At 36.2% G+C, this 14284-nt stretch carries 15 protein-coding genes; 11 read left to right on the top strand and 4 right to left on the bottom strand.

Going from position 1 to position 14284, the window contains the following annotated elements:
- The first annotated feature begins 25 nt into the window (after nucleotides 1–25).
- The 8 genes from MHB44_RS17990 (at nucleotide 26) to MHB44_RS17955 (ending at nucleotide 8588) form a co-directional block, all read left to right on the top strand.
- Nucleotides 26–484, top strand: a complete 459-nt coding sequence (locus tag MHB44_RS17990) for a hypothetical protein (protein ID WP_341300274.1) — start codon at nucleotides 26–28, stop codon at nucleotides 482–484.
- A 48-nt stretch (nucleotides 485–532) separates the two neighbouring features.
- Entirely contained in the window at nucleotides 533–1024 is a 492-nt protein-coding gene (locus MHB44_RS17985) for a hypothetical protein (protein ID WP_341300273.1), read from the top strand.
- Nucleotides 1025–1283: 259 nt separating this feature from the next.
- Nucleotides 1284–3485, top strand: a complete 2202-nt coding sequence (locus MHB44_RS17980) for a 5'-nucleotidase C-terminal domain-containing protein (protein ID WP_341300272.1) — start codon at nucleotides 1284–1286, stop codon at nucleotides 3483–3485.
- Between the two features lie 311 nt (nucleotides 3486–3796).
- Nucleotides 3797–5248, top strand: a complete 1452-nt coding sequence (locus MHB44_RS17975; RefSeq protein WP_341300271.1) for a circularly permuted type 2 ATP-grasp protein — start codon at nucleotides 3797–3799, stop codon at nucleotides 5246–5248.
- The gene (locus MHB44_RS17970; RefSeq protein WP_341300270.1) at nucleotides 5241–6188 is read left to right on the top strand and encodes an alpha-E domain-containing protein; all 948 of its coding nucleotides are present in this window, start codon (nucleotides 5241–5243) and stop codon (nucleotides 6186–6188) included. Before MHB44_RS17975 ends, MHB44_RS17970 begins: the two co-directional genes overlap by 8 nt.
- Nucleotides 6189–6225: 37 nt before the next feature.
- On the top strand, nucleotides 6226–7083 hold the full coding sequence (locus MHB44_RS17965) for a transglutaminase family protein (protein WP_341300269.1): 858 nt from the start codon (nucleotides 6226–6228) through the stop codon (nucleotides 7081–7083).
- Nucleotides 7084–7529: 446 nt separating this feature from the next.
- A complete protein-coding gene (locus tag MHB44_RS17960) occupies nucleotides 7530–8315 on the top strand; it encodes an alpha/beta hydrolase-fold protein (protein WP_341300268.1) in 786 nt (261 codons plus the stop codon).
- Between the two features lie 63 nt (nucleotides 8316–8378).
- Entirely contained in the window at nucleotides 8379–8588 is a 210-nt protein-coding gene (locus tag MHB44_RS17955; protein WP_341300267.1) for a PC4/YdbC family ssDNA-binding protein, read from the top strand.
- Between the two features lie 46 nt (nucleotides 8589–8634).
- On the opposite strand, the gene MHB44_RS17950 is transcribed toward MHB44_RS17955, so the two are convergent.
- Entirely contained in the window at nucleotides 8635–9075 is a 441-nt protein-coding gene (locus tag MHB44_RS17950; protein WP_053995061.1) for a cell wall hydrolase, read from the bottom strand.
- A 99-nt stretch (nucleotides 9076–9174) separates the two neighbouring features.
- Nucleotides 9175–9726, bottom strand: coding sequence for an ECF transporter S component (locus tag MHB44_RS17945; RefSeq protein ID WP_341300266.1), 552 nt, complete (start codon nucleotides 9724–9726; stop codon nucleotides 9175–9177).
- A 178-nt stretch (nucleotides 9727–9904) separates the two neighbouring features.
- Here MHB44_RS17945 and MHB44_RS17940 point away from each other — a divergent pair, with 178 nt between their 5' ends.
- Complete coding sequence (locus tag MHB44_RS17940) at nucleotides 9905–10756, top strand: pyridoxamine kinase (RefSeq protein WP_053995059.1); 852 nt, start codon at nucleotides 9905–9907, stop codon at nucleotides 10754–10756.
- Nucleotides 10757–10874: 118 nt separating this feature from the next.
- Here MHB44_RS17940 and MHB44_RS17935 read toward each other — a convergent pair whose 3' ends face one another.
- Nucleotides 10875–11426: a DinB family protein gene (locus MHB44_RS17935; protein ID WP_341300265.1), complete on the bottom strand. Its 552-nt coding sequence runs from the start codon at nucleotides 11424–11426 to the stop codon at nucleotides 10875–10877.
- A 192-nt stretch (nucleotides 11427–11618) separates the two neighbouring features.
- On the opposite strand from MHB44_RS17935, the gene MHB44_RS17930 reads away from it, so the two are divergent.
- Nucleotides 11619–12539, top strand: a complete 921-nt coding sequence (locus tag MHB44_RS17930; RefSeq protein WP_341300264.1) for a DMT family transporter — start codon at nucleotides 11619–11621, stop codon at nucleotides 12537–12539.
- Between the two features lie 31 nt (nucleotides 12540–12570).
- A complete protein-coding gene (locus MHB44_RS17925) occupies nucleotides 12571–12915 on the top strand; it encodes a CHY zinc finger protein (protein ID WP_053995056.1) in 345 nt (114 codons plus the stop codon).
- A 58-nt stretch (nucleotides 12916–12973) separates the two neighbouring features.
- Here MHB44_RS17925 and MHB44_RS17920 read toward each other — a convergent pair whose 3' ends face one another.
- Complete coding sequence (locus MHB44_RS17920; RefSeq protein WP_341300263.1) at nucleotides 12974–13873, bottom strand: 3-hydroxyacyl-CoA dehydrogenase; 900 nt, start codon at nucleotides 13871–13873, stop codon at nucleotides 12974–12976.
- Between the last annotated feature and the right edge of the window lie 411 nt (nucleotides 13874–14284).

Raw genomic sequence — 14284 nt, 5'->3', positions numbered from 1 at the left:
TGGCAATCGGATAGGGAGTGTAAAGATGGAAATTACTGAGGAGCTTAAACAATATTATTTACCGTATTTTAAAAAGGTAGCAGATTTAGAGAAAGCATTATTATTTAACGTATCAATATTTGATCAAAAGAAGAATCTTGCATTTATAAAGAGTGCTGTTGAGAAACATTCAACATGCTCCATTCAATATACGGACAAGGCAACATGGATTATTTCTACAGATAAGTATGAAATTTATTTTGCAATCTTGCCAACAGGGGATGTTGTTTACTACACAGTCAATAAAAAAACGAATAGAAAAGGTAATTATCACAGATTGATGAAGCTAGAAGCTATCTATAATCATCTTATAAAGTTAGATGTCCTTGATGGAAGTATAACATTTTGGCAAGTTCTTATAGATTCAGTATCTGCGGATATTATGTCAGAACTACCTTCTTTTCAACAGCAAATGTCAGCGCTAGTTCCTGATAAAAGCGAATGAAGCTCTGTCTCAATAGATTCTTCAATAAATGTTAATGAAGAATTTTTAGTGATAGATGGAAGTTCAAAGATAATACTTAGCACGGGGGAAGCAGAGGAGAATATTGGTTATATTCATTTTAAAATATTTAATTCTAGGTTATTGAATAAATTTCAGTTAGTAGATATCGCAGATGCTGCATCAAGTGACGAGGAGTGGCTAATATCCACTTTTATAGAGCTATTTGAAGAAGAATTAGAAGAATGGTCTCCAAAGTTTCTTACATTAGATAAAATTTTGCTAGAGCCTAGTTATCGAAATAATGGATATGGGAAAAATGCAATTAAAGAGTTAATTAAGTTATGCACTATTTTAGAAATAGATTATATTATTTTAAAACCATCACCGATTGAAGACGTTAATTTTAGTGATGAATCTAAAAGCAAACGTAAGAAAGATATTGAAAGATTAGTTGCTTTTTATGACCAGCTTGAATTTGAATCTTATTTTATAGAGGGTGCAGAACCAATGATGGTTTTAGATATAAATAAGTTAACTTAGAATTAATAAAACTATGAAAAGTTAGATTGCTGAGAAATATGAAGTAGTCTAATTTTTTATTAGGAAAAATGTAATCTTCAATGTATTACTAAATTTCACTAGTTTAATCATTCATTTCCCCTCATCATACCGAAAATTTATTAAAAAATCCACAACTCTATTACTTTTATGCTATATATTGTCTGGAGATAAGGTATTTTAAGTGCTACACTGGGGAAGCAAATCTTAAAATTCAGAATAAGAGGGAGGCGTTGAGGAAATGAACAGATTGAAAAAAGGTATATCCATACTTAGTATAGCAGTATTGGTTCTGGCAACAGGTATTTTCTTTAGCCAAACAACTGTCATTGCACAAGAGAAGGAACAGGATATTCAGATTACACTTCTTGCTACATCAGATATTCATGGGCGCTCTATGCCTTGGGATTATGCGACGGATGGACCTAATTTAACAGGAAGCTTAACACAATTGTATACAATTATTAAAGATATTCGTAATGATAATCCGAATACAATTTTATTGGAGAATGGTGATTTAATACAGGATAATTCGGCTGAGTTGTTCAATGATCAACCAAAATCTCCAATGCTAGCTGCTGTAAATGAAATGGGCTATGAGGCTTGGACATATGGTAATCATGAGTTTAATTTCGGTTTAGATGTATTGGACAAGGTTTCAAGTCAATTTAATGGAACAAGACTTGCTGGTAATGTCTATAAAGAAAATGGAGAGCGTTATTTACCTGCGTACACAATTATTGAACGTGAGGGTGTTAAAATTGGCGTTATTGGGATGGTAACACCGCTTATTACAGAGTATGAAAAGGGTACAAATCATTTAGATGGATTGGTTGTTAAAAATCCAATAGAAGAAACGAAAAAAGCGGTCAAAGAATTAGAGGGTCAAGTGGATGTAATGATTGGTCTTATGCATATGGGCTTGGAAAACGAAAATGGTGTTCCAGGAACAGGTGTTAAGGAAATGGCCAATGAGATTCCAGAGTTAGCCGCTATTTTTGCAGGTCATAATCATGTGCTGATTAATAAAGAAGACGTGAATGGCGTTCTCATTACAGAGCCTAATAAATATGGTTCACATATTTCACGTATCGATTTAACATTTACTCGTCAAGGGGAGCAAGTAACGTTAAAGGAAAAAGATGCGTCAACAATTCCAGTTAAGAATGAGGATGGAACTTTTGTTGAATCTGATAAAGAGCTAGAAGAAATATTAAAGCCATATCATGAGTTTGCACGTACCGATGCTAATATTGAGGTGGCACAGCTAAAAGGAACAGATCTTGTGCCGAAAAATGAAATTGCTGGCATTCCTTCTGTCCACATTCAAGAAACAGCTTTATCAGACTTCTTCCATGAAGTCATGCTTCATTATAGTAATGCAGATGTAGTCGCGCACCAAATTGATAATGATAAAGCAGCATTAGATATAGGCCCAATTAAGAAAAAGGATATTGCCTATAATTATCAATTTGCTGGTGGAGAGGTATCAGTTTATGAAGTAACGGGCCAAGACTTAAAGGATTATATGGAATGGGCTGTTGATTATTTCAATAGCACGCGTGATGGGGATGTCACAGTGAGCTTTAATCCAACACGCCGTGCCTCTAAATATAGTACAAATGATTATTTTGGGAATGTCAAATATGATATTGATTTAACAGAGCAGACTGGTAACAGAATAAAAAATCTTCGTAAATTAGATGGCACGCCAATTCATATGGATGACCCATTAAAGCTAGGCATGAACGCCTATCGAATGGATTTCCTTGTGTCAAAAGGGCAAGCACTTGAAGGGCGCACATTTAATATGATTTGGTCTTCAAAAGAGGAAAGTGCTTATGGGGAAACAGGGGGTACAATCCGTAATTTAGCGATTCGTTACTTGCAAGAGGAAATGAATGGTATATACGAACCTGTTATCCAAAACAATTGGAAAATTATTGGCGTCGATACAAAATCGCCTGCTCGTGCCGCTGTTGTGGAGCTAGTGAATAAAGGTATTTTAGCCATTCCTACTTCAGAGCACGGAAAATATACAAATATTGCTTCGATTAATGTCAAAGATGCTATAACGAAAGAAGAAATTGAAGCATTAGCAGCAAAGGCGGAAGTCGATGCAAGTCAATTTGCTAAAGTGAAAACAACAGGAGAGTTTTATCAGAAGCTTGTCAAAGTGTTGAATGCTCCTAAGGATAAAGAAGAAAAGCCAGCACCAGATAACTCAAAGCCAATTGTAACACAACCAGAATTACCTAAAGGCATTGTGACTGCCTATCACTTAAATGTTCGTTCAAAGCCATCGAATGCTGGAAAAGTATATGGTACACTTGCCAAAAATACAGAAATAACGATTTTAGGTGAAGAGCAGGGCTGGTATAAAATCTCATATAAAGATAAAACAGGTTATGTTTATAGCCGTTATGTAAAAATAAAAAAATAAGTAAGAAGAAAAGAAGCGATCCTGTATGGCATCCAAAAGTTAGCGTAAAATAACTAATTTTTGAGGTGCGGTGCCCTTGGTTGCTTCTTTTTGTTTCTTAGTGTAATTAATACAGTACTCATCTAAGTTAATTTATCCTGCAAAAGCCATATAATGATCGCTGTTCCATACTTCTCAAGTTCGACCATTACAAATTATATTTCTCTAACAAAGTACAATCTATTAAATTACGAAAATTCAGAAAATAAAGGAATTTTGTTAGAAGATGTCGTATTTTAACTAATATAGATATGTATTGGAGGGATTTTATTATGTGGAAATTATATGAATCTGGTGTATTTTATGATGAAATGCTAGATGGGAGCAAACCTAAAAAGCATTATCAAACGTTCTATCAACAGCTGCAGGCATTTTCTGAGCAGCAACTGTATGATAAGCATCATGCAGCACAATCCAGCTTCTTAAGACAAGGAATTACATTTACTGTATATGGAGCAGAAGGTGGAACAGAACGCACCATGCCATTTGATTTTATTCCAATAATTATTCCAGAAAATACATGGAAAATGATTGAGAATGGTATGAAGCAGCGAGTCAAGGCATTAAATCATTTTTTACATGATGTTTACCATGCTCAAGACATTGTCAAGGCAGACATTGTTCCCAAAGCACTTATCGAGAATAATCCATATTACTATAAGCAAGTTGTTGGTACAAATATACCGCTACAAAATCATATCTTTCTTGCAGGTATTGATTTAATTCGAGATGAAAATGGCAAGTATTGTGTGCTTGAAGACAATTTACGCAACCCCTCAGGTATGAGCTATGTCTATCAAAACCGCTATGTGATGCGAAAAATTTACCCTGAATTTTTTGATGACTACGCGATTGAGCGGTTGGAGGGACAATTGCAGCATTTACAGGAGGCATTACTTTCACATCGTCCAATAAATATGCCAGTGGATGAAGAGGTCCATGCGGTTTTATTAACAGCAGGTATTTATAATTCTGCTTACTATGACCATGTATTTTTAGCAAAGCATTTGAATATTCCACTTGTAGAAGGGCGCGACTTAGTGGTGAAGGAGAATGTTGTTTATTTAAAAACGATTCTCGGCCTTAAACGAGTAGATGTGATTTATCGACGGATTGATGATGATTTTCTTGATCCTGTTCATTTTAGAGAAGACTCTATGCTTGGTGTACCCCATTTACTAGACGCTTATAATAAGGGCAATGTGGCGATTTTAAATGCGATTGGTAATGGTGTTGCAGATGATAAGGCGATGTATCAATATGTACCAGAAATGATTCGCTTTTATTTAAATGAGGAGCCGATTATTGATAATGTGAAGACGTATTTACTTGAAGATGATGCAACTAGAGAATGGGTGCTTACACATTTAGAGGAGCTTGTTGTGAAAAATGTGGGTGCGTCTGGTGGCTATGATATGTTAATTGGGCCACATTCTACGGAGGAGGAACGACAAATCTTCTATGAAAAAATAGTAGAGTCACCCCATCAATATATTGCGCAGCCCACGATTAAATTATCACGTGCTCCTGCTTTTCAAAATGGACATTTTTATCCATGCCATGTGGACCTGCGTGTCTTTGTGATGAGTGGAGAGGAAATATATGTGTTGCCAGGAGGATTGTCACGTGTGGCTTTAAAAGAAGGTTCACTTGTTGTGAATTCCTCTCAAGGTGGAGGCGGTAAAGATACGTGGATTGTAAAGGGGGGTGGTGAACATGCTTAGTCGTGTAGCAGATTCACTGTATTGGATTGGACGGTATGCTGAACGTACACAAGCAAATGCGCATATTTTATATGCACAATTAGAGTATACACTAGAGTCAAATCATAAGGATCTGATGTTTGAAAAAGAATCGCTTATTGTGCCTACAATTTGCGGGTATATTAAAGATTATCAAATGCGTTATCCACAAAATACTTTAAAGGATATGGTGCATTACTTAATCTATGATCGTGATAATTTAAATTCGTTAATAGCTACCATTACGAGTGTGCGTATGAATGCTCGTAACACAAGGGATTGTTTGCCGAATGAGCTATGGGAGGAATGGAATGATTTGTATTTGGATATTCAAGAGGGTGCATATCCAGAGACATTTGCATTGCTAAATACGACAAATTTTTTAACACATATTCGGAAAACGGCTTTGACAGCAACAGGTGTTATTGATTCATTGATGACCAGAGATATGGGCTATAAATTTTTAAAGATTGGTAAATGGCTGGAACGCTCTGAGAAAACAGCATTAATTTTGCATCATTTATTAGAAATAGAAGGTGAATTAGAGCCAGATCGAGCGATACGTTTAGGCTTACAACTTACGAATACTGCTGAGGAATATGCCTATCGTTCACGTGTGTTAACAGTAGACAGTGTGTTGGATTTTTTAATTGGTGATGTAAAATGTTCTCGCTCCGTGGCGTATGGGCTATATAAAATTCGAGATACAGTGTATGATATAGAGCAGGGATTAACAAATCAAAATGTAGAAAATATGTATCGTGCGTTAGATGAACTGATTGCTTTAACCAATGTTGATATGGCGACGTTAACGTTAGCAGAGCAGAAGCAGAGGGTAAAAGATATTCGACAAAATTGTACAGATTTTGGTCCTATTCTAGCTCAAGCCTATTATTTAACACCACCTATTCTGGCTGTGTAAAGCATGCAACACGCTACGCATACAAAAGGAGAAACGTATGAAGTACCATATCACACATAGCAATATTTTTCTTTATGAAAGTGAAGTGGAACAATCACTGAATACAATACGTTTAAAGCCTAGAGCGGGCGAATGTCAGCGTGTTTTATCGTATAATTTAAATATTTCACCACCATCAATGATAAAGGAATATATGGATATTTGGCTAAATAATGTTGGCAGCTTTTTTATTGCAGAACCACATAAAGAACTTGTCATTACGGCAACTTCTACAGTGAGTGTGCAAAAAGCGCCGTATGTTTATCAAATTAATTTTTCAGAAGAAATGCGTAATATTTTTAAATCACAGCTATTTAAAAGTCATTATTTACCTTATCTGAATACATCGAAACTGACATCCCTGCATGAAGAGCAAATTCAGGAGGTTTTAACGGCTATTGGCGGTAAAAGTGACAATCCCTTAAAATTAGCATGTGATGTGATGACGTACTTACACCATGCGATTAAGTACGATCCACATGCCACAACAGTGAACACAACAGCGACAGAGGCATTTGAGTTGAAGGCTGGTGTCTGTCAGGATTATACACATATTATGCTTGGGGTATTGCGTTATTGTGGTATTCCAGCACGTTATATAAGTGGTTATTTATATGTTGGCAAAGACGATGACCTTATTGGAGATACGGCAACGCATGCTTGGGTAGAAATTATGGTACCTGGTATCGGATGGATAGGTCTTGATCCGACAAATAATGTAGAGGTGCTAGATAATCATATTATTTTATGTGTGGGACGTGATTATCGAGATGTAAGCCCTGTAGAGGGTGTTTACCAAGGAGGGGCACACGCATTAACCGTCAAAGTGGATGTGACAAAAATTGAGCATTTATAAGATGGGAAGTTTAACTCTATGAAATTTAATAAGATAATATAAGACTGGGATAAAAGGATTTTAGCCAATAGAAAACCCGAACGATATTGCCAAATGCTTAGCTAGCATTTTGTAATAGTTCGGGTTTTCTTGTTCTATTGTTTCTTTAATTTGAGAATTATACGGCTTTTATAATGGACAAATTAATAATGCCTAGCCTTTTCATGGCATAACTAAGTATTCATTAGACTGTTTGAAAAAGTGAATAAAAAATCATGGATTAAAAACGAAATGTTAATAAAGTTTATAATACTATATTTTCAGTGTTAAAAATATAGCTACTTTAATGATACATATATTAAGGTCTTGAAAGAAAAAAATTTCACCTTCATTTTCATGGTAAAGTATACTATTATTATAATTGATATTGATTATCGTTATCAATTTAAAAGGATGGAGAAAGACAAATGATTTCAATTAAATATGAAAAAATTAATCAGTATGATGTTTCAATCGTATTACCATCGGGATATGATCCAGCAAAGCAGTATCGTACCATTTATATGCATGATGGTGGGAATGGTGCTATACAGGCGATGAACTATATTGATCATTTAATTATTACAGCGCAAATTGAGCCACTGATTATTATTGGTATCGTACCAATTGATCGGAATAATGAGTATACACCATGGGAAGCGCCGTCTCTTATGCCAAATACACCTAATTTAGGTGGGCAGGTGAAAAATTATTTGGATACGATTGTGCACCAAATAAAGCCGTATATAGATACACACTATGCTACTAATCCTGCCCCTTCCTATACAGCTATTGCAGGATGCTCATTTGGCGGGCTTGCTTCAATCTTTGCTTCGTATTATTATCCAGAAGTGTTTCATCAATATATTGTGCTATCCGCTTCGTTTTGGTATGAGGATGTTCTACAGTATATACGAGGAGAGGAAGTAAAACGTCAAGGGAATACCTATATAAAGCCAGCTGTGAATCGTCAAAATCATCATTTGTATTTATATGTGGGGGAGTTAGAAGGCATTCATAGAGATAGCATTCAAAAGAATATGGTGGAGGCTACGAAAAAAGCTTATCAAGAATTGACAAAGGAGGACTATTTGGAAGGAAATCTATTATTTGAATTAAACCCTGAGGGCACACATGATGTATGCTTCTTTAGTCAGCACTTTATTCGTGCGCTTCGTTGGTTGTATGGTGGAGGTACGCATCCAGAAGATTAATTTCACTATTTGTCATATAAGCTGTTATGATACCATATATGAAAATAACTAATGGAGGCTATTATGGCAGAGATCAAATACGAAATTATCGAGCAAATTGGCGTGCTCTCAGAATCAGCAAAGGGCTGGAAAAAGGAGCTAAACCTCATTAGCTGGAATGGCCATGTACCGAAGTATGATATTCGCGAATGGGCACCGAACCGTGAGAAAATGGGGAAGGGCATCACATTGTCAGAGGACGAGGTACAAGCATTACAAGCATTGTTGAAATAAGTGAAAAGGGAACACTCGCTAGATGAGGAGTTCCCTTTATTATATCTTACCCCATATAAACACTTTCACATGTTCCAGCTGCTGGTTCATAAAAGCAATGATTTTTAAATTGCCCTGTAAATGGCTGACCATACCATGTTGGCGGGCATGGTGCATATGGATTGAAATACCACAGTGCATATTTTGCTGGGTGCTCTCTCCAAAAATCCAAGTTTTGCTTCGCTAGCTTTTTTTCAGATGAGCGGGCCCGCTGGTAAAATAAATTGCCCTTTTGAACGGCTTCAAAGGAATAATTATTGCCCTGTACTTGAAAAATTACTTGCTCAATGGTTCTCACATCATTGAAATCTAAGCAGTCAGCAATAGCACGATTGACAATAACATTCCCAACGTATAGCATTCCTTGATTTCCTTCAGCTTCAGCCTCGGCCCTCATCATTCGTGCCATCAAGGCAATATCAGCATCACGATATTTTACTCTTGGCATTTTATCACCTCCATCCTATAGTATGAAAATGGACAGGACTCATGTCACTAATAAGCAAATAAAAACATGCCACCTTATTATGGAGATGGCATGTTTTTATTAAAAGTTTCTTTTAAAGTATGGTGTTTTTTTCAATACAATACATACAGGAATGGCAATAATTAAGCCAACAATATTTTGAATAATATCTCCGGGAATTGATGCCAGTGGGGCAATCCAGCTATTGAACATAATAGCTTGCCCGATGTAGTACACGGCAATCATCACAGGCATTGATAGAACGGCTCCTAAAATATTTAGTCCAATATTGTCGCCTCTATAGCCTTTAGACCAAGAGATTTTACCAACAATAAAGCCTTGTAGCGCACGCGAAATAATGGTAGTTGGTGCCCAAATTAACCAGCCACCCACGATATCAAATAAGCCCATCCCGATTGCGCCGGCAAGTGCTCCCTTTTTAGGGCCAAATAAAATAGCTGAGATAAACAGCATGGATGTCCCTAAATGAATAAGTCCACCCTGTCCAAATGGTAGCTTTAGATTAATAAACATCGTGGCCACAAAAACAAGTGCTGCTAAAATGGCTGTAATCACTAAATCAAATGTTTTTGTTCGCGGTTTTGTATAGGTATATCGTTGAATACTGTGCATGGATCTCTTCCTCACTATAATGAATATTTTGATGATTTTTACTTTAGCAAAGGACTGACTATAATGAAAGTGCCAATTTTGTAAAAGAGTTAGTGGTCAGATTGAGATTATTTTCGTATTTATTTAATTGTGATACGATGAGAGCAGTATAAGTAGGATGAGTTAGGTGGAGTGAAGAATGAAGAAAGTTGCGGTTATTCAGGATATGTCCTCGTATGGGAAGTGCTCCCTAACGGCTGCCATACCTGTTTTATCAGTGATGGGTGTTCAAGCAGTGCCTTTGCCAACAGCCATTTTAACGGCTCAAACGGGATATTCTAGCTTTTATTGTGAGGATTTAACGTCAAAGATGGAATATTTTACTGAGGAGTGGAACAAGCTTGGGGTAGCATTTGATGGCATTCATACAGGCTTTGTCACAGGCAAGGAGCAAATCGATAATATTTTTCGTTTTTTAGATGTGTTTCATTCAAATGAAACAACATTGCTTGTTGATCCAGTAATGGGCGACCATGGCGAGGTTTATAAAATGTTTACAGGTGAGCTGCTTGATCGTATGAGAGCGCTTGTGACATGTGCTGATCTGATTACACCAAATGTGACAGAATGCTGCTTGCTGACAGGTCTGTCCTATGATAAGCTACAGCATTATCAAAATAAAACAGATTATATGCAGGCACTTGAGGAGGCAGGGCAGCAGCTACAGCAGATAACGGGAGCAAACGTTATTATTACAGGCTTGAATCCGCCGCCAGCAGATACGACTAAGCGTTATGTAGGCAATATGTATATCAATGCAACTCGTTCATTTTCTAGTATTCGTGACTATAATGGTCAAAGCTATTCTGGTACAGGTGATTTATTTGCCTCTGTTATCATGGGCGGTATGATGCGTGGGCAGGATTTAGTAGAGTCTATGAAGCTTGCAGAAGCATTTTTAGCTACGGCTATTGAGGCCACAGCAAAGGAGCAAATACCCAGTGAAGCAGGTGTCCACTTTGAAAAGTTTTTGCGCATGTTGCTATCGTAGGCTTTTTGATAAATAGAGTTATTTGAAATAAAAATAATGACTTAAAGGAACAAAAAAATATTGCGTTTGGCAGATAGAAGCCATCTTTGTTGTCTATGCACACAAAGATGGCTTTGTTTTATTTGGTGTAAGAGAATGTTTTTTCCATAATTTTAAAATGATGCTGTTCATGAATAGCGAGCAATTGGATCGCTTGAATAAGATTAGGATAATGAGCAATAGGGTCTGGAAAGCGAATATGCCCTGCGATATCTTCCTCAATATTTTTTACTAACCACTGTAATGCCAATGTTTCGTTCATAAGTGTTTGCTCAATATCCTGGCTGCTGAGCGCAAAGTATATTTTTTTAGGTGGTATTAAGATTTTAGGTGCTGGCATTCCTTTTCCTTTTTTCAATTTATAGGCAGCATAAATATCATGTATTTCAGTAGCAAAGGGCTTGTTTCTTTGTAGTTTCGCAATAGGTGTGAGGAATAAAGAATATTTGGTTGCTGTATGGAGCATTTTGAGAATTAAATATAAATGATAAAAATGCTCACCAATAGACCATTTTCCTTCATAGGGTCGATGCCATAGTTCTTCCTGAGAAAGCGTCTGAATAGCTGGTAGGTAGTAAATCCGTTGCTCCTGCAATAGCAGGAAATGCTTAGCCATGCTGTTGGATTTCATAAATTTTCAACTCCTTTATTGCTGTTATTATATGGTAATGTATATACCGGTGCAATTGCTTTATTTTTATCGTGCTAGATAATTTAGGGCAGACCATAAAAATTTGTAAAATTCACATAGTTTTGTGGTATTATAGTTGGAATTCATAAAAAATGAGCTGACATAAAAAGCTAAGGAAAGGTGGAGGATTCGATGGATACGATAATTGTTCATAAACGTAATGTATACATAGTAGGGGTGGGAAGCTTATTATTGTCAGCGATTTTAACCTCTGTTAGTCAGGTTTATTATTCAAATCGTGTGCAGGCAGTGCATCCATTTCTTTTTACAGGCATTAGCTTTTTTATAACCACTATATTTTTTCAACTTATTACAAGTAGAAAAAAGATAGCACCAAACTGGCGTACAGCAAGATTACCATTATTGAAGTTAAATGCTGCTTCCATTTTAGCCTTTATGGGATTTTACTTTGCATTGAAATATATTGAACCGGCAATTGTCAGTTCATTGGAGATGGGATTGGGGCCGTTATTTGCCCTGATGCTAGTCATTCAGCAAAAAAAGCATGTGTTAAAGGCGCAATGGGGTATTGCATTTGGTATATTTGCGGCAAGCTTATTATTAATTGTTGCTATTTTTACAGGAAAATCCGCCGTACAATCGTGGGATCAATCTAGTATTTTGGGTGTTGGTGCAAGTATACTATGTGGGCTTGGTGCTGTATTCTGCACAGTCTATTCTAAACAGTTAAGCCAGCTAGGTTGGACAAGCTCTATGATTTTATCAAAAAGATTTTACGGTATTATTGGGCTATCCTTTATAGCTACTTATGATGTGTTGTTCACTTATTTATTCGAAAATATTGGCTGGATTTTATTGCTGACTGTGATGGGCGTATTAATACCAATGTATTTACTACAAAAGGGTATTCAATATTGTGAGGTCTTTTTAGTGATGATGTCACTATGTTTTATTCCTGTATTCACCTTCTTTTTCCAGCTTTTTGATCCAAGATTGCAATGGTCAACGATTACATTGATTGGTGTACTATTACTTTTAGTTTTTGGTATTTTAAGTGTTATAGTGGAACAGAAAAATCAGAATGCTGCTTAGTTAGAGCATTCTTTAAAAAAGGAGATAAACGATGGAAAAGCTTCATGCCACGATTGACGATGAGGGGCGTTGTAAACATTATCATCAACAAAATGATACAACGCTGATTAAGTTCAAGTGTTGCGATAAATATTATCCTTGCTATAAATGCCATAGTGAAAATGAATCCCATGGTGCACAAGTATGGCAGGAGAACGAGTTTTATGGAAAAGCTATTCTTTGTGGGGTATGTAGAAATGAACTAACAATCCATGAATATTTACAAAATGACACATGTCTATACTGTAGTACTGAATTTAATCCTAATTGTGCAAAACATTATGATAAATATTTTGCAATCACTGTTGCGCCAACAAGCTGTGCGAATGCTAAATAAGTAAAATCAGAAAAAGAGCAATTGCCCTTTCCAAAGGGTGATTGCTCTTTAACTATGATTAGCCTTTTAAAAAATCTGTTTTTTCAAAGTTGGGATTTGGATAAGTATAGAAACCTTCCCCTGTAGCACGACCAAGTTTGCCCTTGTCGATATACTCTGTTTTTAAAAGGGTTGCCAACTTTTTCATGTTTTCATCACCCGTTGCAGTTGCTTTGGCTTCCACAATATTATGGGCAGTATTAATACCAACAATATCTAGGATGGCAAATGGTCCAAGTGGAGCGCCTGTCCCAATCATCCATGTTTTATCGATTGTTTCAGGATCAGCTACTTCTTTGATTAACAGTAATTCTGCTGCATCTAAAAATGGCACTAGCAATGAGTTTAAAATATAGCCTGGCTGTTCTTTGTATAATGGCAGTGGCACCATGCCGATTGCACGTGCAAATTCTACAACCTCCTCGAATACCTTCATATCTGTACCAGCATGTTTCATAATTTCAGCCGTGTTGTTTTTCCAAATCGTATTGGCAAAATGTAAAGCTAAAAATTGCGCTGGACGACCAGTTGCAGCTGCAAATTGGCTAGGCAATAACGTAGACGAATTTGTTGCAAAAATAGTTTTTGCAGGGGCTACTTTACCAAGCTGTGTGTAGAAGTCTGTTTTAATTGCTACAACCTCAGGAATAGCTTCAATCACAAGGTCTGCATTAGCAACCGCCTGTGCTAAGTCACTTTTAAATGTTAGACGTGCATACGCGGCATCTACTTCCTCTTGTGTTACACCTAAGTCTTGCTGGTAAAGTGGTTTTAATTTGGCAATACGATCTTGGGCATGCTGTAATGCCTCATCATTAATATCATAGACGGTTACCTGAAAGCCTTTAAAAGCTGTTTGATAAGCAATTTGACTTCCTAGTACGCCACTACCTGCTACTGTAATATTTTGATAATTCATCTGACTTCCTCCTCGAAAATTAATACATTGATATAGCAATATAAAAATAAGTTTATTTTGATACAAGTATATCCTACGTCTTTCAGCGATTTAAAATCAAACAATAGCTCTTGATATTATATATATATTAATTACAAAAAGCATTTATATACTAGGTGTACCCTATAGAACATCTTTTTAGAATGGGGATTGGCTAGCAACAAAAGAAGTAGTGATGATAAGTATGGGTAAAATCAATCTTTTTTATAATTATTAACTAAATTCCATAATTTTATAGATTTATTAATAGTTGTTTTTATACACTTTATTTAGGGAATAAAGCCCAGTGGTGAAATGTCAACCATTAAAAACAGTAAAATTGGAAATTCTTAAGCTCTATAGCCGCTGAATGCTTGATTTTAGGCGCACTTA

Source organism: Lysinibacillus sp. FSL H8-0500 (assembly GCF_038051955.1).
Lineage (GTDB): Bacteria > Bacillota > Bacilli > Bacillales_A > Planococcaceae > Lysinibacillus > Lysinibacillus macroides.
This window is presented reverse-complemented; position numbering and strand designations above follow the sequence as displayed.